This is a genomic window from Pseudarthrobacter sp. NCCP-2145 (genome assembly GCF_023708005.1).
GTDB lineage: Bacteria > Actinomycetota > Actinomycetes > Actinomycetales > Micrococcaceae > Arthrobacter > Arthrobacter oxydans.
Genome location: NZ_BRCG01000010.1, coordinates 115668 through 140288, shown reverse-complemented (window position 1 = coordinate 140288; position 24621 = coordinate 115668). Strand labels below are relative to the sequence as shown.

Genomic DNA, 24621 nt, shown 5'->3' with positions numbered 1-24621 from the left:
CAGTGTTCGTTTAGTGGTCGATTGTACCCAGCACTGCTTGGAGTTCCCGGGAGGCCCCCCGTACGACGGCGGGACGCGGCCGCCGTCGTCTCCTTACCTCCCGCCGCCACAAGGTGGGTTTTCAGGCTAGGCCCCGGGAGCTGCGATGGAATCGCGGATGACCAACGGGCAGTCCAGCACGGTCGGGCGGAGCGCCATGCTGGCAAGATCGTTCTTGCCCTCGATGGAGTCGATGAGCTGGTCCGTTGCCCAGGCACCCATCTCGTAGTGCGGAAGGGCCACCGTGGTCAGGCCCGGGTGGAGGTTGGCGGCGATGAGTTGCTGGTCATCGAACCCCACGATGGAAAGCTCGGTCGGGATGGCCAGCCCCAGCTCAGCGGCCGCACGGTAGGCACCCATGGCCATCCGGTCGTTGTAGCAGAACAGGGCTGTGGGCCTGTCGCTGCGGCCGAGCATCCGGCGGGCCGCCTCATAGCCGCCGTGCACCTCGGACGGCGCAGACTCCACCGGCGCGTTGCCGCCGTCGAGCCCTGCCCCCTCCAGTGTCCTCCGGAAGCCCTGGAGGCGCAGGCGTGTTGCCGGGACGTCGTCGGTGTTGTTCAGGAAGCCGATCCGCCGGTGGCCTGCGTCCAGCAGGGCAGTTACGGCCGTCCGGGCGCCGCCTTCCTCGTCCGGAATCACCGCACAGATATTTCCGCTGGCAGACACGGAGTCCACCAGGACCGATGGGATGCTGTCCAGGTTTGGGGGCAGCTCCACGTTGCGGTGATACATGGTGGCGTAGAGGATGCCGTCCACCCTGCGCTCCAGCAGCGCCTCGACGTCGGCCGTCCTGGATTCCAGGCTGGCGGAAGCGGACGTGTTAAGGATCATGAGGTTGTAACCGCGCCGCTTGGCGGCCTCATCTGCGCCCAGGATGATTCGGCCGGCATGCGGTGTGGTGGCAATATCCTCGCTCAGCAGCCCCAGCATGCCCGTCCGCTGCGTCCGCAGCGCTTGGGCCAGCCGGTTGGGTTCGTAGCCCAGCTCTTCAGCGACGGCCCTGACCTTTTCCTTGGTCTCGGGACTGACGCGTGCATAACTGACGTTGTTGAGGACGTGGGAGACAGTGGTCACGGACACCCCCGCCGCTTGCGCCACGTCCTTGATGCCGATGTTCTTGTTGCTCATCTGTCTCCCACGTCCTCATCGCCGGTGATGGCAGATTGTTTACCCTGCCACAGGCGCAGCTGCCATTTAGAAACCTACCGTGGGTGTCGGCCTGAAGGCATTTACTGCCCTGTCTGCCATAATCTGGGCATCACTTCCCGAATCAAGGATGGTGTTCCGGGCTGACCCCGGATCGACCATCACGGCGGTAACGGCGAGGCCCTCCGAAGCCTTGGTGGCCAGCAGGGCGTCCACCTGGGCTTCAAAGCAGGAATCACTGGACGTGGAATCCACGTCCAGTGCCACCACGTGGTTGTTGGAGACGAAGTTGCCGGTACCCGCCTTCAACCGGATGATGACAGGCCTCGCACCCGCCGGACGGATGGTCTGCGAGTCGATGACCTGCGAGAAGTGGTTGCCCACCACTGAGTTGTTGTTGCCGCTGACGCTCAGAAGTCCGGCGAGGTCGTCCAACCCGTTGTCCACTCCCAGGAAGGGCGTCCACGGCTCGTGGTCCCGCAGGAAGTGGTTCGTGGCCACCAGGTTTTCCGAACTGTTGCCCTCGAGGACCACCATCCCCGGGTAGAACGAATGCAGTCGGTTGTTGGTGACGCTTGACCGGGTGACGCCGTCAAAGTGGATGCTGCTCGCACCTCGGGGGAAGACGTTGTTCGCGGTGATCAGCAGCCCGCCGTGGTTCTGGGCATAGATGGATCGGCCCTTGAAGCCTGCACCGATCAGGTTGTCGGTGATTTTTGATGCCTGTCCCCAGCCGCGCAGCTCGATGCAGCTTCCGCATTCGGCGATGAAGTTGTCGTGAATGGACAGTGCGTCCGCGTTGTGGATGGTGAGGGCGTTTTCGAGGTAAATGAACCCCATGCCGTTCACGCGGAATGAGTCGTTGGCACTTGCGACGTAGATGCCGGTTTTGCCGTTGACGTAGGTGTTTTCTGCGGGCACTCCTGAGCCGTCCGGGATGAAGTGCAGCCCGTCGATGCAGAAGTTGGAGAACTCCACCGAGCTGATCCGCGGGCTCCCGCTCCGCTCAACATAGAACGCGGCTCCCGTGGATTCCTCCCCGTCCCCGCCGGCGGGAAGGTCAACAATAATACGGCTCCCGCCGGGCCACAGCTCATGCAGATCAGGCCATTCGTCTTCGGGAACATTGAAGCGGATGCTCGATGACGTGAAGCCGTGCCCCGAGCCCTGGATCCGAAGGAAGCTGACGTCGATGACCACCTGCGTGCGGAGGTGGTAGTCCCCCGGCGGAAGGTAGATCACAGCGCCGGGCTTCCCGCCGTCGTCCACATCGGTGGCGGCCTGCCGGCCCTTGATGTCGGCGATGATGCTGTTGATGACTTCGCCGATGTCCTTGGACGGGTTGCCGATTGGCCACGCTGTCACGTCGTAGTAGTTGTTGCTTGACATGCTTTCTTCCCTTGATGTTGTGGTTCGTCAGCCTGATAGCAGGGTTTATGGGGCCACCGGCTGGTGCTCCGGGAGGTCCCGTTGGAGTTCCTCTGATGTTGGCGGTTGGGCGCCCGGGCGGCGTACGGTGATTGCCGCCGCTTTCGCTGCCATCCGTCCCAGCGATTCGAGTACTGCCGGCGCCAGACCTTCTGCGCCACGCATGAGGAGCCCGTAGATCAGCGCGGACATATACGAGTCCCCTGCCCCGATGGTATCCGCGACGGCTGACGGAACCGAGGGGACGTCCACGCGTGCGTCCCTGGTTGTGAGCAGGGATCCCTCCGCTCCCCTGGTGACGGCGACCAGCCGTGGCCCGAGTCCGAGGATGCGTTGCGCGGTGTCTTCCAGGGAGAGCCGCGGATACAGCCACCGTGCGTCCTCGTCGCTGAGTTTCACCACCTCCGTAAATTGCACCAGTTCCTCAAAGATGGTTTTTGCCTCGAGGTGGCTGCCAAGCAGTGAAGGACGGATATTGGGATCGTAGGTGACCACGCAGCGCTGGTGTGATTGTTCCAGGAGCTCCCTTACCACCGCTGCCCCCGGTGCCAGGAACGTAGCTATCGAGCCGGTGTGCAGGATTTTGGGCAGGGCAGCCGGAGCGATCCGCGGTAGGTCCCACTGCACGTCGAAGTCGTACTGCGCCGAACCGTCGGTAGCCAGGACCGCAGTTGCCGTGGCTGTTCCGCCCCGGCGGAGGGAACCGGGCAGAAAGCCCACCCCGGCGTTCCCCAGGTGCTGCCTGATGAGGGCCGCATAGTGGTCGTCGCCGATCGAGGTCAACAGTCCTGTGTCCACTCCCAGCCGTCCGAGCCCGTAGGCAACGTTGGCCGGAGATCCGCCGGGGTACTCCCTGGTGCCTTGGGGCGAGACGACGATGTCCACGAGGGCTTCACCGACAACAACCACCTCAAAGGGCGCTGTGGTGTCATGGCGGGTTTGCTGGGCTGCTGGCATGTTGGGCCTTCCTCTGAGTGGGTGCGCTTAGTTGAGTGCCGTGACGGTGAGTGTCCGGATGGTTGCCTGCCCGCCGCTGACCGTCAGCCGGTTCCCGGTATGTCCCTCTTCAGGAAAAACAAGGTCGGTCAGGACAACCTGGCCGTCCTGCGCGAACACCTCCACCGAGCAATGGTCGACGACGATCTGCAGCTTTAGTGCGCCGTCCTCCAGGACCAGCGGGGCGGCTTCCACGGAGGGAAACTTCTCGTGGAAGCCCGTGTTGCCCGACAGCCGGCGGTCCAGGACGAGCTGATTGGCCGCCGCGTGGTAGGTCAGCAGGGTCCCAGCGCTTCCCTCACTGTCCCCGAACAGGTGGAAAGCCACGTGGCTGGCGCTTCCGGTCAGTATCTCTGCCTCGATGATGTGGGCGCTGCCGGGTACCGCATCAGGCAGCCGGAAGGCTGAATCCCTCAGATCAAAGGCGACTGCGTCCATCTGCCCGATGACCGCGTGGACAGCTTCTTCCGCGCGGGCAGGGGGAAGGACCGGTTGCTGGATCAGGCGGGCGGAGCCGTTGATTTCTGTGAGGCGCAGTTCGCGGGCAAGGGTCATTGAGGACCGCCACGGGGCGGTGGGCAGCTGGTTGGCGTAGTCCCAGTTGTTCATCCAGCCGATGATGATGCGCCGGCCGTCGGGGGCGTCGCTGAAGGACACCGAGGCATAACAGTCGCGTCCCCAGTCCAGCCACAGGCATTGCTGCAGCGCCGCAGCGGCTGCGGCAGGATCATCCAGGGCGCTGACCCCCGCCGGCGCCGCCAGTGAGCCGGCGTCCGGGACGAAGCGGACGCCGTCGAACGTCCCTACGAAGTACTGGCCGCCGGAACCGCCGGCCACGGCTCCCGGGTTGACGTTGACGATCAGCACCCATTTGGTGTTGTCCGGGTCCCCGTCCACCATCAGGGGAAAGAGGTCCGGGCACTCCCACTCGCCCTGGTCCGCGTTGGCCGGTCCGAAGTCGCTCAGGAATTCCCAGGATTTGAGGTCATCTGAACGGTAGAGGACCACCTTTTGGTGCTGCGCCTCGACGGCGACCATGATCCAGCCGGCGCCCCGCTCCCCCTGGTACCGGAAGACTTTGGGATCGCGGAAGTGCGCGGAGTTCCTGCTGAGAACGGGGTTCCCGTCGTATTTCCGCCAGGTCATTCCTGCGTCCGTGCTGTAGGCCAGGGACTGGGCCTGCGTGCCGTGGTGTTCGGACGCCGCTTTGTAGGCGCTGGTGTAGATGGCTACCAGTGCGGGGTGGTCCGCAGTGCCGAAACCGGAGGTGTTGCCGTGGTCCACCACCACGCTCCCCGAGAAGATGTCCTCCTCCTCGTCGCAGGCAATGGCAACAGGGTGTTCCGTCCAGTGCAGCAGGTCGCGGGAGGTGGCGTGGCCCCAGGACATGTTGCCCCAGACGCTGCCGTACGGGTTGTTCTGGAAGAAGAGGTGGTACAGGCCGCCGTAGTAAACCAGGCCGTTGGGGTCGTTGAGCCAGGTATCCCTTGCCGTGAAGTGGATGGCTGGCCGGAACCTGGAGGTTGCGTGCCGGGTTGTTTCCGGGATTGCTGCGTCAAGGCAACTGGACATGTCTGGCGTTCCTTTTCGGACGTGGAGGGGCTGGCTGGCTAGTGCCGTGGAGCCGCGATGGAATCGCGGCGCACCAGGGGGCAGCCCAGGATGGTCGGGTGCAGTGCCATGAGGGCAAGATCGGTCTTTCCCTCGACGGCGTCAATCAGGTGCTCGGTGGCCCAGGCACCCATCTCGTAGTGGGGCAGGGCAACGGTGGTGAGGCCCGGGTTCAGGTTGGCGGCAATCAGTTCCTGGTCATCGAAGCCCACCACGGAAAGGTCGCCCGGGATGCTGAGCCCCAGCTCCGCAGCGGCACGGTACGAACCCATGGCCATCCGGTCGTTGTAGCAGAACAATGCCGTCGGCATAGCGGCACGGTCCCTGGGCGACAGGATCCGCAGGGCCGCCGCGTAGCCGCCGTCCACCTCGGAGGCCTCGGACTCGACCGGTGCCGCGTCGCCATCGAGCCCCGCTTCCGTCAGCGCCGCCCGGAAAGCGTGGAGCCGCTGGCGGGTCGCGGGGACGTCATCGGTGTTGTTGAGGAAGCCCACCCGGGTGTGGCCCGCTTCGAGGAGCGCGCCCACGGCTGCCCGCGCGCCGCCTTCCTCGTCCGGGATCACAGCTGTGATCTTTCCTCCAGTGGCCACCGAGTCCACAAGGACCGAGGGCACGCTGCCGAGGTTGGCCGGCAGCTCCACGTTGCGGTGGTACATGGTGGCGTAGAGGATGCCGTCCACCCGTCGTTCCAGGAGGGCCTCGATGTCTGCCTGCCGGGATTCGAGGCTGGCCGAGCCGGAGGTGTTGATGATCATGAGGTTGTAGCCGCGGGCTTTGGCGGCCTCGTCGGCGCCGAGGATGATCCGGCCCGCGTGTGGCGTGGTGGCGATATCCTCGCTCACCAGCCCCAGCATCCCGGTCCGTTGCGTACGCAAGGCCTGGGCCAGGCGGTTGGGGCCATAACCCAGCTCCTCGGCAGCGGACCGGACCTTGTCCCGGGTTTCGGGACTGACCCGGGCGTAGGCAACCTCATTCAGGACGTGGGACACAGTTGTTACTGAGACGCCCGCGGCCACAGCCACGTCCTTGATGCCGATGTTCCTGTTGCTCATCTTCTTCGTTCTGTTGTTGGTGGTTCAGCCCTTGACCGCGCCGAGCGTCATGCCGGCCACGATCTTGCGCTGCAGGAGCAGGGTAAGAAGAATGACCGGGATGGAGTACACGGCTGCCAGAGCCGTCATCGATCCCCAGTCCAGGCCGAACTGGGTCTGGAAGTTGGCGATCACCACGGGCGTTGTCTGGGAGCGGATGGCCGTCATCAGGAGCGCGAAGAGGAATTCGTTCCAGGAGGCCAGGAAGGCGAAGATCGCGGTGACCGCGATGCCGCCGGACACCACCGGAATCACCACCCGCCACAGGGCTCCAAGCCTGCTGCAGCCATCCACGGTGGCGGCTTCCTCCAGGTCTTTCGGCACCGCCTCGAAGAAGCTGGCCATCAGCCAGATGGAGAGCGGCAGCGAGATGGTGGTGTGGGCAATCGACAGGGCGATGGGGGTATCGGACAGGCCCATGGATGCCATCATCGAGGCCAGCGGAATGCCGATGGCCACCGGGGGCACCATGCGGGTCACCAGGGCGGCCATGATGAAGATCCTGCCGCTGAGGGTTTTGTACCGGGTGATGCCGTACGCCGCCGGAACCGCCAGCAGCAACGAAAGCAGGGTGCTGATGATGGCCGTCTGGATGCTGTTGATGAAGGAGGCCAGGACTCCGTTCCGGCCCAGCGCGTTGGTGTAGTTCTCCAGCGTCCATTCCCGGGGAAGGATGGTGGGCGGCACGGCGATGGTGTCGATGGGCGTCTTGAAGGACGTGAACAGCAGGTACAGGAAGGGGAATCCGTACAGCACCATGGCTGCGGCGAGGAGGATCCACAGCAGGGTCCGGGTGCCGCGCCGGCCTGCTTCCAGGCCTTCCCGGTTCACACCGCGGCGCCTGAGGGGACGGACGACGGCGGGACGTGCGGAAGGTGCCGCGGCCGCCGTAGCGGAGGTCCCGGCGTCGTGCGTTGTTTTTTCTGCGACGCGCATCAGGTGTCCTTTCCTGGCCGCCAGATGGTGGCCACCGCAAAGAATGCGACGGCGAGCATGGCCAGCAGGTAGATGGTGCCCATGGCGCTTGCCAGGCCGGGATCGCCGAAGCGGATCATGGTGCGGTAGATCAGCAGGCTCATGGTTTCCGAGGCGGACTGCGGGCCGCCGTTGGTTTGGATCAGGATGGTGTCGAAGGCCCGGGCGGCATCGATGCCCCGCACTACCAGGGCCACGGCGATGACAGGGCGGAGCAGCGGCAGGATGATGCGGAACAGCATGGCCGGGGCGCGCGCGCCGTCAAGGCGTGCAGCTTCGATCAGGTCCCCCGGGATGTTCTGGAGCCCCGCGAAGAGGACCAGGCACATAAAGGAGGTGGTCAGCCAGATGTCCGGGATGGCGACGGAGAACAAGACAATGTTCGGGTCCGAGAGCCACCCGATCTGGTTGGGGTTGGACAGGATGCCTGCCTGGTGCAGGAGGGTCCCGATAAGGCCGAAGTTGTCGATCATCAGGAACTTCCACAACAGGCCTGCCACGATCGGGGCGATCATCAGCGGGTACATGAACACGGTCCGCCAGATCTGGGAACTGCGGCCAAGCATGGTGAACAGCAGGGCCATGCCCAGGCCAAGCGCGAACTCGAGCGTGACCACCACCAGCGTGTAGGCCAGCGTCCGCCATCCTGCGCCGGTGAAGGCTTCGGAGGCGAAGGCCCGGACGTAGTTGTCCAGGCCCACGAAGTCGCGGGGGCCGCCGGCGATCGGGGAGATTTTGAAGAAGCTGTCCGCCACCAGGCGGAACAGCGGGAAGGCCACGAATACTGCCAGGAACAGCGCCGCTGGGGTCATCAGGAACAATGCGAAGCGGCGATCGGAAATGCGCACGGTTTTCTCTTCCGCTGGTTGGGGCCGCGGCCGGCACCGGTGGTTCAGGTACCGGCCGCGGGGGTCTTACTTGAGGAGGTCCTCGATCTGCTTCTTGGCGTCTGCGAGCAGCGTTGCGGAGTCACCGCCGGCCACGGCCTTCTGCAGCATCGGGACCAGGACGGTGTCCACGATCTGCTGCCACTTCTCCGTGGCCGGGCGGGTGGCGGTGGCCTCGCCGTTCAGGGTCTCGATCAGCGGACCGAAGCTTTCGTAGCCTTCCTTGTCCTGGTACTCCTCAAAGGCGGAGATCCGCGAGGCCAGGCCCAGGCTGGATTCGATGCCCATGCTGTTGTGGTCATAGGCGCACTGGACGAACTTCTTGGCGGCCTCCGTGTTCTTGGTGGCCTTGGGAACCGTAAGGTACCAGGGGCCGGGGACGCCGCCGATGCCGGCGGAACCGGCGATCATGGGGGCGGTTCCCACCTTTCCGGCAACGGGTGAATCCTTGGGGATCTGCCGGTAGGCGTGGGCCCAGAAGCGGGTCATGGCGGTCTGGCCCTGGTTGAAAAGATTCTGGGCTGCGGCCCAATCCACCTGCGCCGCGCCGGCGGGTGCGGACTTGGTGAGGCTGACGTAGAAGTCCAGCGCTTCCTTGTGGGCGTCGTTGTCGATGACAACGTTGTTGTTCTCGTCCAGGATCATCGGCCCGCCGGCCTGCAGAACGTGGGCGAGCCATTCGGTTTCCACGCCGCCCTTGACGTCCGTGCCGTACATGCCGTCCCTGGTGAAGAACTCGGAGATGTCCTGGTACTGCTTCCAGGTGGTGGGGGCAGCGAGTTCATAGCCGTACTTGGCCTGGAAATCGGCCTTGTTCTTGGCGTCTTCGAAGAGGTCTTTGCGGTAGAGGATGATCTCGGCGTTGGTCCACGCGGGCAGGCCGATGAAGTGCCCGTCCACGTTCGCTTCCTTGACGAGGGAGGGGAAGATGTCCTTCTTGGCCTCGTCGGTGAAAATTTCGTCGATGGGCTGGAGGGCGTCCTTGAAGCTGGGCAGCCAGACGGAGTCCAGCGCTGCGACATCGAAGGAGACGGCGCCGGAGGAGAATTCGCTGGAGAGCCGGTTGAACATGCCGTCGTAGGGCAGTTCCACGAAGTTGACGTCTACGCCGGCGTCCTTCTTGCACTGTTCGGCAACGCCGGTCAGCTCGGCGTGGCCGCCGGCCTCCACCAGGACGTTGACTGTGTTGGTGCCGGCCGTTCCTGACGTGCTGGCGGCGGGGCCTCCGGCGCCGCACGCGGAGGCGGCCAGTGCGACGGCGGTGCAGATGCCGCCGATGGCGAGCCTGCTGATGTATTTACGAGTGGACATCTCTGTCGACTCACTTTCTCTCGAACGGAAAGGATGAGAATGATCAGGGTGAAAAATCGTTTTGCCAAAACGACTCGGCACCTACGTTAGGTCCGCTGTCATGCACGTGTCAAGAGTCACAGCGTAAGTTGCAAAACCGATTTGTCACCAGGCTCGACGCGCCGATGGTTTTCGACATGGATCAGCTTCTACGCCTCGGGAAGATGGGGTGCCAGGGAATCCGGGCCGCACGGAAGCATTTCCGCGTCGCTCACGGTAGTTGACACGGCCCGCTAAAACCGCTGCAGCGAGGGCCTGGAAACAGGTAGTGCCGTTCCAAAAGACAGGTACGGCTGGTGGTTACCTGGGGCTCTGCCCGATCTATAGACTCCGGACTTATCCATATCGGCCCACCGTGACAAGGGTGTCCCGGCGCCCGGTGCTGCCGCCGACCACCGGTGAACGGATAGGAAGTCTATGTCCCACACAATCCATCTTCCACGCATCCCGGCGGCTGGCCCATCGTTGCGCCACGCTCCTGCGTTGCTCCGGTTCCTGACGATCGCGGTCTTGGTTGCCGCCCTCGCAGGCGTTCAGATACTTGCCGCGCCACAGGCGCACGCGGCCGATGTTCTCGTTACACCGACGGCAGAGACAACACCCGTTCCGAGCTCCAGCGACGCGGCCGACGACACCGCAATCTGGATCCATCCCACGGACCCGTCGCAGAGCGTGGTCATCGGGACGGACAAACTGAGTACCGGCGGCGTGGGGGTCTATGACTTGTCGGGCCGCCAGCTGCACTTTTACCTGCACGGCAGCATGAACAACGTCGATCTCCGGTACAACTTTCCGCTGGGCAGTGAGCGCATCGCACTGGTTGGCGTGACGGAGCGAAACGCGGACTCTACCGGCGTCCGCTTCTACAAGGTGAACGTCGCGGACCGGTCGCTGACGGAGGTGGGACGCATCAGCACCCCGGGCAGGCCACGAGGCTTCGGGATGTACCACTCCCCCGTCTCCGGCAAGTACTATGCCTTCGTCCATGACTTCAACAGCAACGTGATCACGCAGTTCGAGCTGGACGGCGCCACCGGATCGGTCCGCGGAACCGCCGTCCGCTCTTTCGACAACGGCGACAGCTCCGAAGGCATTTCAGCCGACGATGAGCTGCAGCGCCTCTACGTGTCGGAGGAAGAAGTGGGCGTGTGGCGGTATGGCGCTGAGCCGGGTGACGGCGCCACCCGCAGCCTTGTGGACCGGACTGTGGCCACCGGCGGCCGGATCGTGGACAACATAAAGAACACCGCGATCTACTACGGCCGCCAGGGCACCGGTTATCTCATTGTGTCGAGTCAGGGCGGCTCCAACTTCGCGGTCTACAACCGGGGTGACAACGCCTACGTGGGACACTTCAAGATCGTCTCCGGAGGCGGCGTCGACGGCGTCAACGGCCAGGACGGGATCGACGTCACCAACTTCCCACTCGGGCCCTCCTTCCCCGCCGGGCTATTCACCAGCCAAGACCACAACAACACCGACACCGGCAACGGCATCAGCGGCAACCAGAACCACAAGCTGGTTTCCTGGCAGCAGATTGCCGATGGATTCAGTCCTAAGCTCCTTGTGGACACCTCCTTTGACCCCCGCCTGATCGGGGCAGACGGCGGCGGCGGAGATCCCGGCCCGGACACCACACCTCCGGACACCTCCATTACCGGCGGCCCGTCGGGCACCAGCGGCAGCACGTCGGCGGAGTTCACCTTTACCGCCACGGAACCCGGCACTTTCGAGTGCAAGCTGGATGGCGGCGCCTTCGAAGCATGTACGTCGCCGAAGAGCTACACCGGCCTCGCGGCTGGCTCGCACGCCTTTGCGGTACGCGCCACCGACGCGGCCGGCAACGCCGACCAGACTCCCGCCGAACGGACATGGGTGATCGACACGTCAGCACCCCAGACCGAGACGCTGACTGCGACTGCAGACGCTTACGTTTCGAGCGGCGCGGCGACGACGAACTACGGAACGGCGACGAAGCTCGCCGTGGACAACAGCCCGGTGGAGAACGCCTACCTGAAGTTCGACCTGACCCCATTCGCAGGAAAGACGATCGTCAGCGCGAAGCTCCAGTTGCGGGCGACGACCAGCGGCTCTCTGGGTAAGCAGAACGTCAGGATGGTTGCGGACGACTCCTGGACCGAGACTGGCCTGACGTACGGCAACCGGCCGGCCCTGGGCACTGCGGTGCTGGGAAGCCTTGGGCCGGTCGCGTCGAACACCAGTTACGAAGTCCCGCTTTCTGCATCTGACCTGCAGGGCGAGCTGGGCGGCCTTCTGTCGCTTGGCATCAATGCCACCAGCAGCGACGGGGCGGACTTCGGTTCGAAGGAGACTCCCACCCCGCCCAAGCTGGTCCTCGAACTCTCGGGCGGGGGGACGCCGCCTCCCGGTGACTCCACCGCACCGACAGTGACCTCGGTGACCCCGGCGGAGAACGCACCCAACGCACCGGTCAACGGAAATGTCACGGTCACCTTCTCCGAGCCCATGGATGCGGCGACGGTCAACGGGTCGACGGTCACGCTGTCTGAAGGTGCGTCAACCACTCCTGTGGACGCTGTGGTGACACTCACCAACAACACCGCCACTCTGGATCCTGCAGCTGACCTCAAGCCCGCTACGCAGTACACCGCGCGCGTCAACGGAGCGAAGGACACCGCCGGTAATACCGTCGTCACCAAGACGTGGGACTTTACGACGGCGGCGGCTCCAGCGCCAGGCGAGACGGTGACGTTGACGGCCACAGCGGACACCTACGTGTCCAGTGCCTCGACGACGACGAACTACGGGACTGCGACTAAGCTCGCCGTGGACAACAGCCCGGTGGAGAACGCTTACCTGAAGTTCGACCTGACGCCATATGCCGGAAAGACGATCGTCAGCGCCAAACTCCAGCTGCGGGCGACGACCAGCGGCTCTTCCGGTAAGCAGAACGTAAGGCTGGTGGCGGACGACTCGTGGGTCGAGACCGCCCTTACGTACAGCAACCGGCCGGCACTTGGCACCGGGCTGTTGGGAAGCCTAGGACCGGTATCGGTGAACACCAACTACGAGGTGACACTGACGGCGGCAGACCTGCAAGGCGAGCTCGGCGGCCTCCTGTCGCTTGGCCTCAACGCCTCCAGCAGCGACGGAGCCGACTTTGGTTCCAGGGAAACCACAACCCCACCCAAGCTGGTACTCGTGTTCCAGTAGGCGTCCGGGCTTCCCAGACGCAAAAGAGCGGGCGCTACCCGTATTCAGGTGGCGTCCGCTTTTATGCGTGTCGAAAAGGGAACTCCGGTGCCCACCCGGTATTGACCCGTACAGCCGCTACCACGGTGCCGTGGTGGTGGCCCGCGGTCCCACAGTAATGCCAACGTTGGCGGGAAGTTGATGGGGGTTCCCTGCGTCCGGCAGGCTGGCTGTGTCGGTGTCGGGATGCACCTCCCGGAGTGCCCGGCGGAGGGTCAAAGCCTGTCCCTCGGCCCAGTTGAGGGCAAAGCCGATGGGCCCGACTGTGGCACGGGCGCGGGCCATCATCGCTTCAATGCGTTGGCGTTCCGCCGCCGCCAGCGGGTGGCCGCGGTCGGCCCGGTAGGCCGCGGCGGCGCCAAGAATCCGGATGGCCAGCTGGTCCCGGCCCTGGTCCACATAGACGCCCGCAAGAGACTCAAGCACATTGACCATGTAGCCTTCTGCACCTAGTTCCAGCGCCGTGTGAAGGGCTTCGTGCAGGAGCTGCTCTGCCTTGTCGTAATCGCCGGCAAGTTGGACCACATCGGCACGGTTGATGAGAGCGACGCCGAGTACCCACCGGTCCCCTAGAGCACGGGCCAGCCGCACGCTTTCATGTGAAGGTTCCTGGGCGCTGGCAGTATCGCCAGCATAGAAGGCTAGCAACCCAAGGATCATGACGGCGGCAAGGCGGGTTCGTGGGCGTGCCTGGGGATGCTCGGCAGCTTCAGTTGCGAGTGCCCTGGCGGCCTCGACGTCGCCCAACTCCGCCGCCTGCACAGCCAGGCACACGGTTGCCCACGCCACGCCGCTTTGGTCGTGTGCCTCCTGGAAGGCCCGAAGGGACCGTCGATGCAGGTCAGCGGCCCTCTCGTTCCGGCCGAGCAGCCAACACAGAGTTGCAGTTCCGCTAAGGGCGCCGGCCGTCAGTGCCGGCGGAAGGTCTTCTGCCCTCGCGACGAGTTGTTCGGCGATGCGGCAGGGCTCTTCCAGCACGCCGGTCAGTTCCCAGTAGTGCCAGAGTTCGCTGACCAGCTTCAAAGCCAGCTCGAGCGAGCCGTCGGGGCCGGAAGCCCACAGCAGCGCACCCCGCAGATCCGGAGCATCGGCATGCAGCAGCCGGAACGCAGCCACCTGCTCCTCTCCCCACAACAGGGGGCCAATGTCCTCGGCGAGGCGCACGTAGTACTCGGCGTAACGGCGGCGGGCCAGCGAAGCGTCCTTCCGCGAAGCGATCCGGTTGCGGGCAAATTCCCTGATCGGTTGCAGCATCGAGACACGGAGCGACCCCATCGGGTCGGTATAGAACCGGATCATGCTGTGCCGGGCGAGCGCGGCCAGCAAACCTTCCGTGCTGGCGCGGTCGATCCGGAAGGGGTATGCGAAAACCCCGTTGACTGCTGCCACGGAGGGATCAGCGGCGAAGAGCCCGAGCAGGTCGAACAGTTCGCGTTCTTCCCTGCCGAGCAATTGGTGACTCCACGTGATCGTCGCGGTCAGGGTCTTTTGCCGATCCGGTACGTCCCGGAAGGCGGATGGAAGCTCAGCCAGGCTTGTCGAGAGGCCCGCAAGCAGCCCTGCCTCATCCCTGTGGCGCAATTGGGCTGCCGCCAATTCGATGGCCAGTGGCAGGCCGTCGAGACGGCGGCAGATCCGGGCCACGCAGCTGCTGTTCTCTGCCGTCAGCGTCAACCCCGGACGGACCGCCTGCCCCCTGGCTAACAACAGCCTGACGGACGGCACCTCCTGCAGGCGATCAGGGGGAAGGCAGGGGTCTGCGGGCGGCAGGGCCAACGGGCCGAGGGGGTATTCTTGCTCGGCCCGCACGCCGATCGGGCTGCGGCTTGTGGCCAAAACCCGGAGGTCCGGGGCGGCCGTCAGCAAGTCCACAACCACCGGCCACGCGCCCTCCACGTGTTCGAAGTTGTCCAGGACCAGCAGCAGGTGCCTTTGGTGCAGGAACTGGGTCACAACCTTGAGTGGATCTGCCCCACCCGCGATTTCCAACCCGAGTGCGCCGGCCAACGCTGCGGGAACCTGCTCCTTTTGCGTCAGCGGGGCAAGGTCCACCCAGCAGACGCCATCTGCGGCACGGGGCAGCAGCTGCCGCGCGGCGGCCAGCGTAAGCCGCGTCTTTCCCGTGCCACCCGGTCCGGTGACGGTCACCAACCGGCAACTGCGGTTCGTGAAGAGGGTGCACAGTTCCTTTAGTTCGGTTTCCCTCCCCACCAGCTCTGTCGTTTCGGCGGGCAGGTTCTCCACGCGCTGACGGGGCTTGCGGTGGGCGCCGTCGAGGGCTGGGTCCTGCTGCAGCACAGCGGCCTCCAGCGCACGGAGGCGCGGGCCTGGGTCGAGGCCCAGTTCGTGGGTGAAGACCATGCGAGCTTCCCGGCATGCAGCCAGGGCATCAGCCTGCCGGTCGGACCGATACAGGGCAAGGATCAGGGATGCCCACAGCCTTTCCCGGTACGTGTGCTGGGCCACCAGCGAGTGCAGCTCGCCAATGACCGAGCTGTGGCGGCCCAGGGCAAGCTCCACGTCGAACAGGTCCTGATACAGGTTCAGCTTTACCTCCTCAAGCGCTTCCAGTTCCGGCCGCACCAACTCCACGTCGGCAAGGTCGGGGAAAGCGGGTCCCCGGAAGAGCCCCACCCCTTCACGGAGGTATTCAGCGCCCCGTTCCAGGTCACCGTCTTCAACGGCCCGCTCCCCGGCGGTGACCTGCTCATGGAAACTCAAGAGATCCAGTTCTTCCCCGTCGACGGAAAGGACGTAGCCGCCCGAACGGCTGGCCAGGCGCCGGGAAGGTTCTCCCTTGGGACGGTCTGGGTCTAGGACTCGGCGAAGGGTGGCGACGTACACCTGCAGTTGCGGCACGGGCTTGCGCGGCGGGCTGCCTGGCCAGAGGGCTTCGACCAGGGCGTCTGTCGTGACTACGGAATTGGCGCGGAGAGCCAGGAACGCGAGGACTTTGCGCTGTTGGCCGGCACCAAGGGCTACAGGCGTGCCATCGACGCTGAGATCCAGCGGCCCCAAAGCCCGAATCCAAAGTGCACCCATCCCAAGCACCTCCGCCGCAAGCCTGCCGGGCGAACCATGCTGCCGCGGAACCGGGACACGCAGGTGCGCCCCAGATGATTTAAATTTTCCGGCTTCACCGGCCCGGCGTCCATTAGGGGAAATGCGTCCGGATCCGATTAAGTCCCCGTTAAGCCGTCCGCGGGACGCTTTGAGCACGAGGAAAAACAAAGGGGCCTGGACGAAAAACGTTCGGGGAGATGGCCGCCTCCCGTAGGCGGCACCGCATGAAAGGAGCAGTAAAGTGTCCGCCTTACGAGGAGATCCACGGGTTACCGGGCAAGGGACGGAGCCGCAGTCTGTGCTGGACGTGCGGTCCGGGAAAGTACACAGGGCAACGCGGGGCCTCGCGCTTGCAGCGGCCGCCGTAGCGTCGCTTACGACGGCGGCACTGGCTGCGCCCGCCCAGGCAGCTTCAGCGCATGGCTGGAGCGATACCCAAGCCGTTGCGGTCGGTGTGCCGTTCAGTGTTGAAGAGATCCGTAGGTTGCAGGAGCTGGGCGACTTCCTGGGCGCCAACTCACGCATCACGGCTGACCTTTACGCCTCCGGCGGTGCCTACCGGAGTTAGCCTGTAAAGCGCCCGGTTTTCGAGGCGCATAAGAGCTGGTGCCACCCGAATTCGGGTAGCGCCAGCTTTCATGCTCGTCGAAAATGGGCGGTGGGGTTAGAGGTCGGCGAGTAGGGCGGTGGGGTTTTCGATGGCGTCGGCTACGAAGCGGAGGAAGCCGGCCGCGGTGCCGCCGTCGCAGACGCGGTGGTCGAAGGTCAGGGTGAGCTCGGTGACCTTGCGGACGGCCAGCTCTCCGTTCACCACCCACGGCTTGTCGATGATCCGGCCCACGCCCAGGATGGCCACTTCCGGGTGGTTGATGATCGCCGCGGACCCGTCCACGCCGAACACGCCGTAGTTGTTGAGCGTAAACGTGCCGCTGCCCAGTTCCGTGGGGGTCGCCTTGCCCTGGCGTGCGACGTCGGTGAGCCGGCGGATCTCGGCATCCAGTCCGCGCGCGGTCAGCTTTTCGGCGGCGCGGACGGACGGGACCACAAGGCCCCGGTCGGTCTGGGCGGCGATGCCGAGGTTGACCCCGTCAAACGAGACGATCTCCTGCGAACCGTCCTCCGCGGTTTCGATGCGCGTGTTCAGCTCCGGGTACTCTTTTAGCCCGGCTGTGACAAAACGTGCAATAAACGCGAGCAGGCCGGGCACCTGGTCACTCCCGGACTTGAGCCCTTCACGCAACTCCATCAGCCCGGTGGCGTCCACATCCACCCAGACCGTCGCCTCCGGGATCTCCGAGCGGCTGCGGGCCATGTTGGTGGCAACAACCTTCCGCACGCCCTTGACCGGGGTCCGGGCGGAGATCGGCAAACCGGTGCGGGCATCCACGCCCTGGGCTTCGGATTGGCCGGGTTCAGCAGGCACAGACACCGGAGCAGGCTCAGCAGGGCGGGGCGCAGCAACAGCGCGCTCCTCCACCGCCGGGGTGCTGATGGCGGCTTCCACGTCGCGGCGCATGATCAGGCCGCCGTCGCCGGAGCCGGGGATTCCGCCGAGGTCCACGCCGTGCTCGCGGGCCATGCGCCGGACCAGCGGTGAGATGACTGCGCCGAGCCGGCCGGGGACCCGGGTACGCAGGAGCGAAAGGTCCACGTCGGCACCCTCGGCAGGGCCGCCGTCGGCCGCCCCGTCCTCCAGCGGCAGAGTGCTGACGGAGCCGGAGGCAGCAGAAGCTTTCCGCGCACGGGTGCGCCGGGCAACGCCGTGGCCGCCCGGAGTTCCGTAGCCGATCAGCACGTTGCCGGACCCGGCCTTCTCCTCTTCCCTATACGCCTCCGCCTCGGCCTGGGCCGGCGGGCCGGCGGGCTCATCCAAGGCGTCGCCCAGTTCGGTTTCGGCAGGCTCGGTCTCCGGCTCAGCGGGAGCGGGAGCGGCAGCATCCGCGGCAGGCCCGCCAACAGAAACAGGCGTCACCGAGATCAGCGGCTTCCCCACGTCCAGGGTCTCGCCCGGCTGCCCGTGCAGCTCGGCCACGATCCCGGCGTAGGGGGAAGGCACCTCCACGGTGGACTTGGCGGTCTCCACCTCGGCGATGGGCTGGTCCACGGAAATCGTGTCCCCCACGGCAACGTGCCAGGACACCAGCTCGGCTTCGGTGAGGCCTTCACCCAGGTCCGGCAACAAAAACACGCGTGTTTCACTCATGGTCAGTTCTCCCACTGAAGGTCGTCAACGGCGTCGAGGATGCGGTCCACGCCGGGCAGGTAGTACTTCTCAAGCTTGGGCGCCGGGTAGGGAATGTCGAACCCGGTGACGCGGCGGATGGGGGCGGCCAGGTGGTGGAAGCAGCGCTCCTGCACCCGGGCCACGATCTCCGAGGACACGGACGCGAAGCCGTGGGCCTCGGCGATCACCACGGCCCGGCCGGTCTTCCGCACCGACTCGGACACCGTCGCGTCGTCGAACGGCACAAGGGTGCGCACGTCGATGACTTCCAGCGAGCGCCCCTCCAGCGCGGCGGCCTCGGCGGCGGCGAGCGCGGTGGGAACGGACGGGCCGTAGGCGATCAGCGTGGCGTCAGTTCCGGGGCGGGCGACGGCGGCACGCCCCTCGGAAGACTGCCCCGCCGAAGCAGCAGCGGAGTGGGCAGACCGCAGCTCGGAAAGGTCCACCTGGTCCTTGGACCAGTAGAGCTTCTTGGGTTCCATGAAGATGACGGGATCGTCCGAGTCGATGGCCTCGCGGAGCATCCGGTACCCGTCCGCCACGGTGGCGGGGGTGAACACCTTCAGGCCGGCGGTGTGGGCGTAGTACGACTCGGAGGAGTCGCAGTGGTGCTCCACTCCCCCGATGCCGCCGCCGTAGGGAACCCGGATCACCATGGGCAGCTTCACGGCACCCTTGGTGCGGTTGTGCATCTTGGCCACGTGGCTGATGATCTGCTCGAACGCCGGGTAGGCGAACGCGTCGAACTGCATCTCGATCACCGGGCGCATGCCGTTGATGGCCATGCCCACGGCCATGCCCACAATGCCGGACTCGGCCAGCGGGGTGTCGAAACAGCGCTGCTCGCCGAAGGTGGCGGTGAGCCCGTCGGTGATACGGAAGACGCCGCCGAGCTGGCCCACGTCCTCGCCGAACACCAGGACGGAGGGGTCGGCGTGCATGGCGTCGGCCAGGGCAGTGTTCAGCGCTTTGGCCATGGTGACCGGCTGCGGGCCGGACGCTTCCGCGGTGGCGGCGGCGGAGGCGGCTGCCCGGGCGGTGGCGGCGGAAACGTTGCCGTTGGCCTCGGAGGAGGTGGTGATGGTGGGGCTCACTTGCCGGCCTCCTGTGCATTGGGGTTCTGGGATGCTGCTGCGTCGCGGGCGAGTTCGTCGGCGAGCAGAGCAGACTGTTCCTTCAGCTGGGGCGTGGTCTTTTCGAACACGTGGCGGAAGAGTTCCTGCGGGTCCACGGGCACGTCCTCGCTGAGCCCGTCGCGCAGCTGCGTGGCAATCGCTTCCGCCTTCTCGCGGATCCGCGCCTCGCCGTCGTCGTCCAGCAGGCCGCGGTCCGTCAGATAGGTGCGCATCCTGTTGACGGGGTCCTTGGCCCGCCACTCGGCAACCTCGCTGTTCTGGCGGTAGCGCGTGTCGTCGTCGGCATTGGTGTGGGCCTGCATGCGGTAGGTGTTGGCTTCCACCAGCAGGGGGCCGGAGCCGCCCCGGCACAGCGCAACGGCCCGGTCCAGGACGGCGAGGAGGGCCACGACGTCGTTGCCGTCCACGCGTTCGCCGGCCATGCCGTAGCCCACGGCCTTGTGCGCGAGCGACGGCGCCACGGACTGGTGCGCCAGCGGCACGGAGATGGCGTACTTGTTGTTCTGGACGAAGAAGATGACGGGCAGGTGGAAGACGGCGGCAAAGTTCAGGGCCTCGTGGAAGTCGCCTTCGGACGTGGCGCCGTCGCCGCACATGGCCAGCACCACGGTGTCCTCGCCGCGGAGCTTGGCGGCGTGGGCCACGCCCACGGCGTGCAGCAGCTGGGTGGTGAGCGGGGTGCACTGGATGCCCACCTTGTGCTGGAGGGGATCGAACCCGCCGTGCCAGTCGCCGCGGAAGATGGTCATCACCTGCACGGGGTCCACGCCCCGGGTCATCACGGCGACGGCGTCGCGGTAAGTGGGAAACATCCAGTCGCCCTGGGAGAGGCACAGGGCGGCGGCAACCTGGCAGGCCTCCTGGCCGTGGCTGGACGGGTACACGGCCATGCGGCCCTGCCGGACCAGGGCGGAGTTCTGGTCATTGACGCGGCGTCCGACGACGAGCTGTTCGTACGCGGCCAGCAGTTCCTCATCGCCGGGCAGCGGGTATTCGTGGCCGGGTTCGGTGCCCTGCTCACCTTCCGGCTTGAGCCGGCCGTCCGGGTCCACCATCTCGATCTGGTGCCGGGCGGGGAGCATGTAGTCCTCGGCCGTGATGCCGAACTTCTTGGCGGCCTCGGAGAGGGCGTCCTCGGCGGGTACCTGGCTGGTTGTGTCCGGGTGCGCGGTGTGGTCTGCGGAGATCGTCATTGTTCCGTCCTTCTGTTGCCACTATTCCTTCCCAGTATCGACCTGTGGCCGGTTTCGTATCCAGCACCTGACGGAATCGTGGAGAAGCTGACGTATATGCGCACTTCTGGGAGACGAATTGTAAGTGTGAGCTGGATTACCGACCGGGCCCGTGGACAAATTGGCGGACGCGGATGCGGGAAGGGAACCGTTTTGCCTCGATAACTAAGGGGTCATGCGGTAACCGACACCGTGCACCGTTTCGACCCACCGGGGCCGCCTTGAGCTGTCCCCGAGCCGCTTGCGGAGACTGCTGAGCTGAACCTCCACCGCACGCTCTTCCCCCGCGCTGACAAAGGAATCAGTGCTGTAGGGCTCATTCCGGAGCCGCCTCACCAGATCAGCCTTGGTCTGGACCGTCCGTCCGTTCTCCATAAGGACCAGGAGGATGTCGAACTGACTGCGGGTCAGGGCGACGGGGGCACCATCAATCACTACGCGGCGGATACCCTCATGCAGGTTCAGCCCCCGGTGGACAAAGTCGAAACGGTCTGCCGGCGAAACCTGCGCGCGGCCCGTCCCCGAAGGGACAGGACTGGAATGATCCCCAGCGCCGTCATAACGGATGCCTCTCGGCCGGCGGAACATCGCCCTGGCGCGCGCCCTGAGTTCCCTGGGGCGGACGGGCTTAGTGAGATAGTCATCGGCACCCGCTTCAAATGCCATGAGCGCATCCGCTTCATCTGCCCGGCCGCTCACCATGATGACGTAGGCGTCGCTGAAGGTCCTGATGCGCCGGGACGCTTCAAAGCCATCGAAATCCGGGAGGCCGCTGTCAATCACCACAATGTCCGGGTTGTGCTCCCGCACGCTCCCCAGACCTTCGGCGCCTGATGCGGCTGCCTGGACGGAGAAGCCGGACCGCCTGAGAGCCTCGGCCAGCGCCAGCCGCGTACCGCCGTCGTGCTCGATCACCACCGCCACGCGGCGTTCCACCATCGCTTCTCCCTCTGTCGAGGGGCCCCAGGTTAGAGAGCTGGATGGAAGTTGCTGCTGCCGGCGGCCCGGGCCGCCTGAGCATCAAGTCAGCAGTAATCCGGGGGCCGCACGTTGAACTCTTCCTTGTGCATTCGGTGCAGAGCGCTGCATGGCTGGGTTTTCGCCTGCGTCAGCTGTTGACGAAGCCCTTCATCCAGGTCTTCAGGTCCTCGCCGAACTCCACCCGCTCAGAAGCGAGGGTGATGACGGCCTTGAGGTAGCTGAGCTTGTCCCCGGTATCGAAGCGGCGGCCCTTGAACACCACACCGTACACGCCGGAGCCTTCACCCTCGCCGGCGGCCAGGGTCTGCAGCGCATCGGTCAGCTGGATCTCATTGCCGCGGCCCGGCTCGGTCTCCTCCAGGATCCCGAACACAGCCGGGTGCAGCACGTACCGGCCGATCACAGCCAGGTTGGACGGCGCATCCCCCACCGCAGGCTTCTCCACCAGGCTGTTCACCCGGACATAATCCTCACCGTCCACAGCGGTGACGTCCGCGCAGCCGTACGCGCTGATCTGCGCCGGATCCACCTCAATCAGGGCAATCACCGAACCGCCGGTCTTCTGCTGCACCTCCATCATGGTGGTCAGCAGGTCCTCAGCCTCATCAATGAGGTCATCACCCAGCAGCACAGCAAACGGCTCATCCCCCACGTGCTGGGCAGCGCACAGCACCGCGTGGCCCAAACCCTTGGCCTCACCCTGGCGGACATAGTGGATGGGACCCAGCTCCGAGGCGTACTGCACCGACTCCAGCCTGTCCTTGTCCCCCTTGAGCTCCAGCGCACGCTCCAGGCCCGGCTCGCGGTCAAAGTGGTCCTCAAGGGAGCGCTTGTTCCGCCCCGTGATCATCAGCAGGTCCGTGAGGCCGGACTTCACCGCTTCCTCCACCACGTACTGGATGGCCGGCCGGTCTACCACCGGCAACATTTCCTTCGGCATTGCCTTGGTGGCGGGCAGGAAGCGAGTCCCCAATCCGGCAGCAGGAATGACGGCTTTGGTAATTGCTTTCCCCATAGTCATAGCTGAACCCTACAAACGGGGGCGTCAAAATGGGAAATCGAACATCCTTTATCAGGAGCTGACAATATTCACATTAGTAACATGCTCCATTCACCTAACTAACGACTTCAGGTGAATTACCTCCTCACTGAGACATCGGTCACCCATGGTGTTGCAGAATCACGGCTTCGCCCAAATCATTTCCCGTTTCCATGCTTTGGAGCTGCACGGTGATGCCGCTCACAAGCGCCTGAACTGGGGTGATGCTCACCACGAGGCGCAGCATGAGAATTCTGAGGAAATCTTGAGAAAGCCACTTAGTTTGAGGGAGCCTTGCGTAAATCGAAGGAAGATTCTGAGAACTCACCTGTTCAATTGGTTGTAGCAGGAGGGGCAGGTAATGCTGCTGCGAGAAATAGAGTACTCGCTACTCGTGCACTGGTAATGCTTTCCTGTTTCTAATTATGTTGTTAGCTTTCGGCCCCCTCGCGGGGCCGGCACCATCCGGAGTCGACGGCGGAAGCCAGCCCTTGAGACCAGGCTGGTCCCCCAGTCCGCCGTCGACTCCTCTTACCCGTCCGCCCACCTAGCTCCGCCCTAAATAGCACCGTCACCGCCTGCCGCGTCCTCATCGTCGAAGAGGGACCGGCGGGCTTCTTCATGCCCGCATGCAACCCGCTCAGCGGCTTGGCCGGGCCTTCTCAACCCAGCTCCACCGAGCGCACCAGCTTGTCCTAACTTGTCCTAAGAGGAAAGAACACATCTTTTGAAGTCCTTGTTGCACGATTCGTACACCCGTCAGATGTCCATGGTCATTGTCGTAGGACTTGTGCTGTCGGCTCTTGTACCCAGCGTCGTTCAGCTCTTTCCCGACGGCGCGGACCTTCCCGTGTTTGCAGCAGCTGCGCTGCCCTTCCTGCTGGCCCTGGCCCTGATCGTCAGGCCCGGCATCGCCGCGCCGGACCGCAGCGGGGATACCCAGGCACCTGAGCGGCTGGGGGCCGCTCTTCTCCTGTACCTCTCCCCCGTACTCCTGCTGAACATCGTGTACCCACTGGTCAGCCCTTCCATGGCTGCCGTGAACGTGGATGGAGTGCCGCTGACGCTGGTGGTGCTGGCCTCCTCCATCACCGTCCCCTGGATGGCCCAGGCAGCATGCCTGCCGATCTACCGGGTGCTCGGAGACCTCATGGCAGAGCGGAACCTCGAGGACATTACGCGGAGGTTTTGCCAGTTCTGGCCCATGATCTTTGTGCAGACCCTGCCCCTGATCGCGGTGTTCGCCGTGCCCATGTGGTTGGCGTCGGGATGGTCCGCCACGGTGATGCTCGATTATGCGGTCCTCTGTGTCCTGCATCTGCTCTTTGTCCAGTCACTGGTACTGGCCAACGTGGCCAACCGCCGTGGCCTGTGGGCCATCGCCTGGTCAGGCTATGCAGCTGCGCTCTTCATCGCGCCTACCGTGTGGTGGCTTCCGCCCCTGGTCGGAACAGTTACGCAGCTCATAGCCATGCGTTCGGGCCTTCGGCATCTGGGCTTTTCCCAACGCCTGGGCATGCGCGTGTTCAATCTCGACCTGGTCCGCGGGCTCCTCATGGGCGCAGTCCTGTGGGCTGACAAGTTCGCCCTGTTCCTGGTCACCAAAGGAGACTTCCAGGTGGTGGCAGTGTTCGCTGCCATGCTGCCGGCGGTCATTGCCTACAACTTCTACTTCGTCCACCTTGCGCCGTCGGTGGACAGGGCTCTCAACGGCCTGCACCGGGACATCGCCGAAGCGCCCATCAGCTCGCTCAAGGGCAGTTCCCGGCGCCTAACCCGCGTTGTGGACCGGTCCGTAGTGCTCACCGGCGCTATTGCCGCACTGCTGACACTGTCCGTGTCCCTGGTCATGGCAGGCGTTGATCCCCTGCACACACTGCTGGCGGTGGCGGCTGCCGCGGCATCGTGGGGATTCATGGTCCTGACCCTGCTGAGCTACGAGTTGGATTTCATCGGCGAAAAGGCCACGCCCCAAATCCTCGGAGGAGTCCATCTGGCGGTCTGTGTCCTCGCGTTCGCGGCCGGCGGACTGTTCGGCCCCCTCACGGGTGCAGCCGGAAGTTACCTGCTGCTGGGGGCAGTGGACGCCGTCCTCATCGCCGTCGCCTGGATGCTTTACAAGCATCACTGGAGCCAGCCGGAATACACGCTCTTCTGGCGCCACGCCACCACCTGGTAACCCGCCG

18 protein-coding genes are annotated in these 24621 nt (G+C 65.0%); 3 read left to right on the top strand and 15 right to left on the bottom strand.

The window, feature by feature from the left end; translation table 11 throughout:
* Nucleotides 1–126 precede the first annotated feature (126 nt).
* The 8 genes from NFU08_RS10870 to NFU08_RS10835 form a co-directional block, all read right to left on the bottom strand.
* Entirely contained in the window at nt 127–1170 is a 1044-nt protein-coding gene (locus NFU08_RS10870; protein WP_251423109.1) for a LacI family DNA-binding transcriptional regulator, read from the bottom strand.
* 66 nt (nt 1171–1236) lie between these two features.
* The gene (locus NFU08_RS10865; protein WP_251423106.1) at nt 1237–2577 is read right to left on the bottom strand and encodes a NosD domain-containing protein; all 1341 of its coding nucleotides are present in this window, start codon (nt 2575–2577) and stop codon (nt 1237–1239) included.
* Nucleotides 2578–2622: 45 nt separating this feature from the next.
* Nucleotides 2623–3573, bottom strand: a complete 951-nt coding sequence (locus NFU08_RS10860) for a carbohydrate kinase (RefSeq protein WP_174180661.1) — start codon at nt 3571–3573, stop codon at nt 2623–2625.
* Between the two features lie 27 nt (nt 3574–3600).
* Nucleotides 3601–5184: a glycoside hydrolase family 32 protein gene (locus tag NFU08_RS10855; RefSeq protein ID WP_251423103.1), complete on the bottom strand. Its 1584-nt coding sequence runs from the start codon at nt 5182–5184 to the stop codon at nt 3601–3603.
* A 38-nt stretch (nt 5185–5222) separates the two neighbouring features.
* The gene (locus NFU08_RS10850) at nt 5223–6275 is read right to left on the bottom strand and encodes a LacI family DNA-binding transcriptional regulator (RefSeq protein ID WP_251423100.1); all 1053 of its coding nucleotides are present in this window, start codon (nt 6273–6275) and stop codon (nt 5223–5225) included.
* Between the two features lie 24 nt (nt 6276–6299).
* A complete protein-coding gene (locus tag NFU08_RS10845; RefSeq protein WP_251423097.1) occupies nt 6300–7250 on the bottom strand; it encodes a carbohydrate ABC transporter permease in 951 nt (316 codons plus the stop codon).
* Nucleotides 7250–8137, bottom strand: coding sequence for a carbohydrate ABC transporter permease (locus NFU08_RS10840; RefSeq protein WP_251423094.1), 888 nt, complete (start codon nt 8135–8137; stop codon nt 7250–7252). Before NFU08_RS10840 ends, NFU08_RS10845 begins: the two co-directional genes overlap by 1 nt.
* 66 nt (nt 8138–8203) lie before the next feature.
* The gene (locus tag NFU08_RS10835) at nt 8204–9487 is read right to left on the bottom strand and encodes an ABC transporter substrate-binding protein (protein ID WP_174180671.1); all 1284 of its coding nucleotides are present in this window, start codon (nt 9485–9487) and stop codon (nt 8204–8206) included.
* 456 nt (nt 9488–9943) lie between these two features.
* On the opposite strand from NFU08_RS10835, the gene NFU08_RS10830 reads away from it, so the two are divergent.
* On the top strand, nt 9944–12721 hold the full coding sequence (locus NFU08_RS10830) for a phytase (RefSeq protein WP_251423091.1): 2778 nt from the start codon (nt 9944–9946) through the stop codon (nt 12719–12721).
* A 117-nt stretch (nt 12722–12838) separates the two neighbouring features.
* On the opposite strand, the gene NFU08_RS10825 is transcribed toward NFU08_RS10830, so the two are convergent.
* Nucleotides 12839–15802, bottom strand: coding sequence for a BTAD domain-containing putative transcriptional regulator (locus NFU08_RS10825; protein WP_251423088.1), 2964 nt, complete (start codon nt 15800–15802; stop codon nt 12839–12841).
* Between the two features lie 262 nt (nt 15803–16064).
* Here NFU08_RS10825 and NFU08_RS10820 point away from each other — a divergent pair, with 262 nt between their 5' ends.
* Complete coding sequence (locus NFU08_RS10820; RefSeq protein WP_251423084.1) at nt 16065–16391, top strand: hypothetical protein; 327 nt, start codon at nt 16065–16067, stop codon at nt 16389–16391.
* Nucleotides 16392–16487: 96 nt separating this feature from the next.
* Here NFU08_RS10820 and NFU08_RS10815 read toward each other — a convergent pair whose 3' ends face one another.
* The 6 genes from NFU08_RS10815 to NFU08_RS10790 form a co-directional block, all read right to left on the bottom strand.
* Nucleotides 16488–18026: a dihydrolipoamide acetyltransferase family protein gene (locus tag NFU08_RS10815; protein WP_251423081.1), complete on the bottom strand. Its 1539-nt coding sequence runs from the start codon at nt 18024–18026 to the stop codon at nt 16488–16490.
* Between the two features lie 2 nt (nt 18027–18028).
* Complete coding sequence (locus NFU08_RS10810; RefSeq protein ID WP_251423077.1) at nt 18029–19141, bottom strand: alpha-ketoacid dehydrogenase subunit beta; 1113 nt, start codon at nt 19139–19141, stop codon at nt 18029–18031.
* Nucleotides 19138–20376: a thiamine pyrophosphate-dependent dehydrogenase E1 component subunit alpha gene (locus tag NFU08_RS10805; protein ID WP_251423075.1), complete on the bottom strand. Its 1239-nt coding sequence runs from the start codon at nt 20374–20376 to the stop codon at nt 19138–19140. Before NFU08_RS10805 ends, NFU08_RS10810 begins: the two co-directional genes overlap by 4 nt.
* A gap of 204 nt (nt 20377–20580) precedes the next feature.
* Entirely contained in the window at nt 20581–21354 is a 774-nt protein-coding gene (locus tag NFU08_RS10800; RefSeq protein ID WP_251423072.1) for a response regulator transcription factor, read from the bottom strand.
* A gap of 169 nt (nt 21355–21523) precedes the next feature.
* On the bottom strand, nt 21524–22417 hold the full coding sequence (gene galU, locus NFU08_RS10795) for a UTP--glucose-1-phosphate uridylyltransferase GalU (protein ID WP_251423069.1): 894 nt from the start codon (nt 22415–22417) through the stop codon (nt 21524–21526).
* A gap of 139 nt (nt 22418–22556) precedes the next feature.
* Entirely contained in the window at nt 22557–22763 is a 207-nt protein-coding gene (locus tag NFU08_RS10790; protein WP_251423067.1) for a hypothetical protein, read from the bottom strand.
* A 435-nt stretch (nt 22764–23198) separates the two neighbouring features.
* On the opposite strand from NFU08_RS10790, the gene NFU08_RS10785 reads away from it, so the two are divergent.
* On the top strand, nt 23199–24614 hold the full coding sequence (locus tag NFU08_RS10785; protein ID WP_251423064.1) for a hypothetical protein: 1416 nt from the start codon (nt 23199–23201) through the stop codon (nt 24612–24614).
* Nucleotides 24615–24621: the final 7 nt, after the last annotated feature.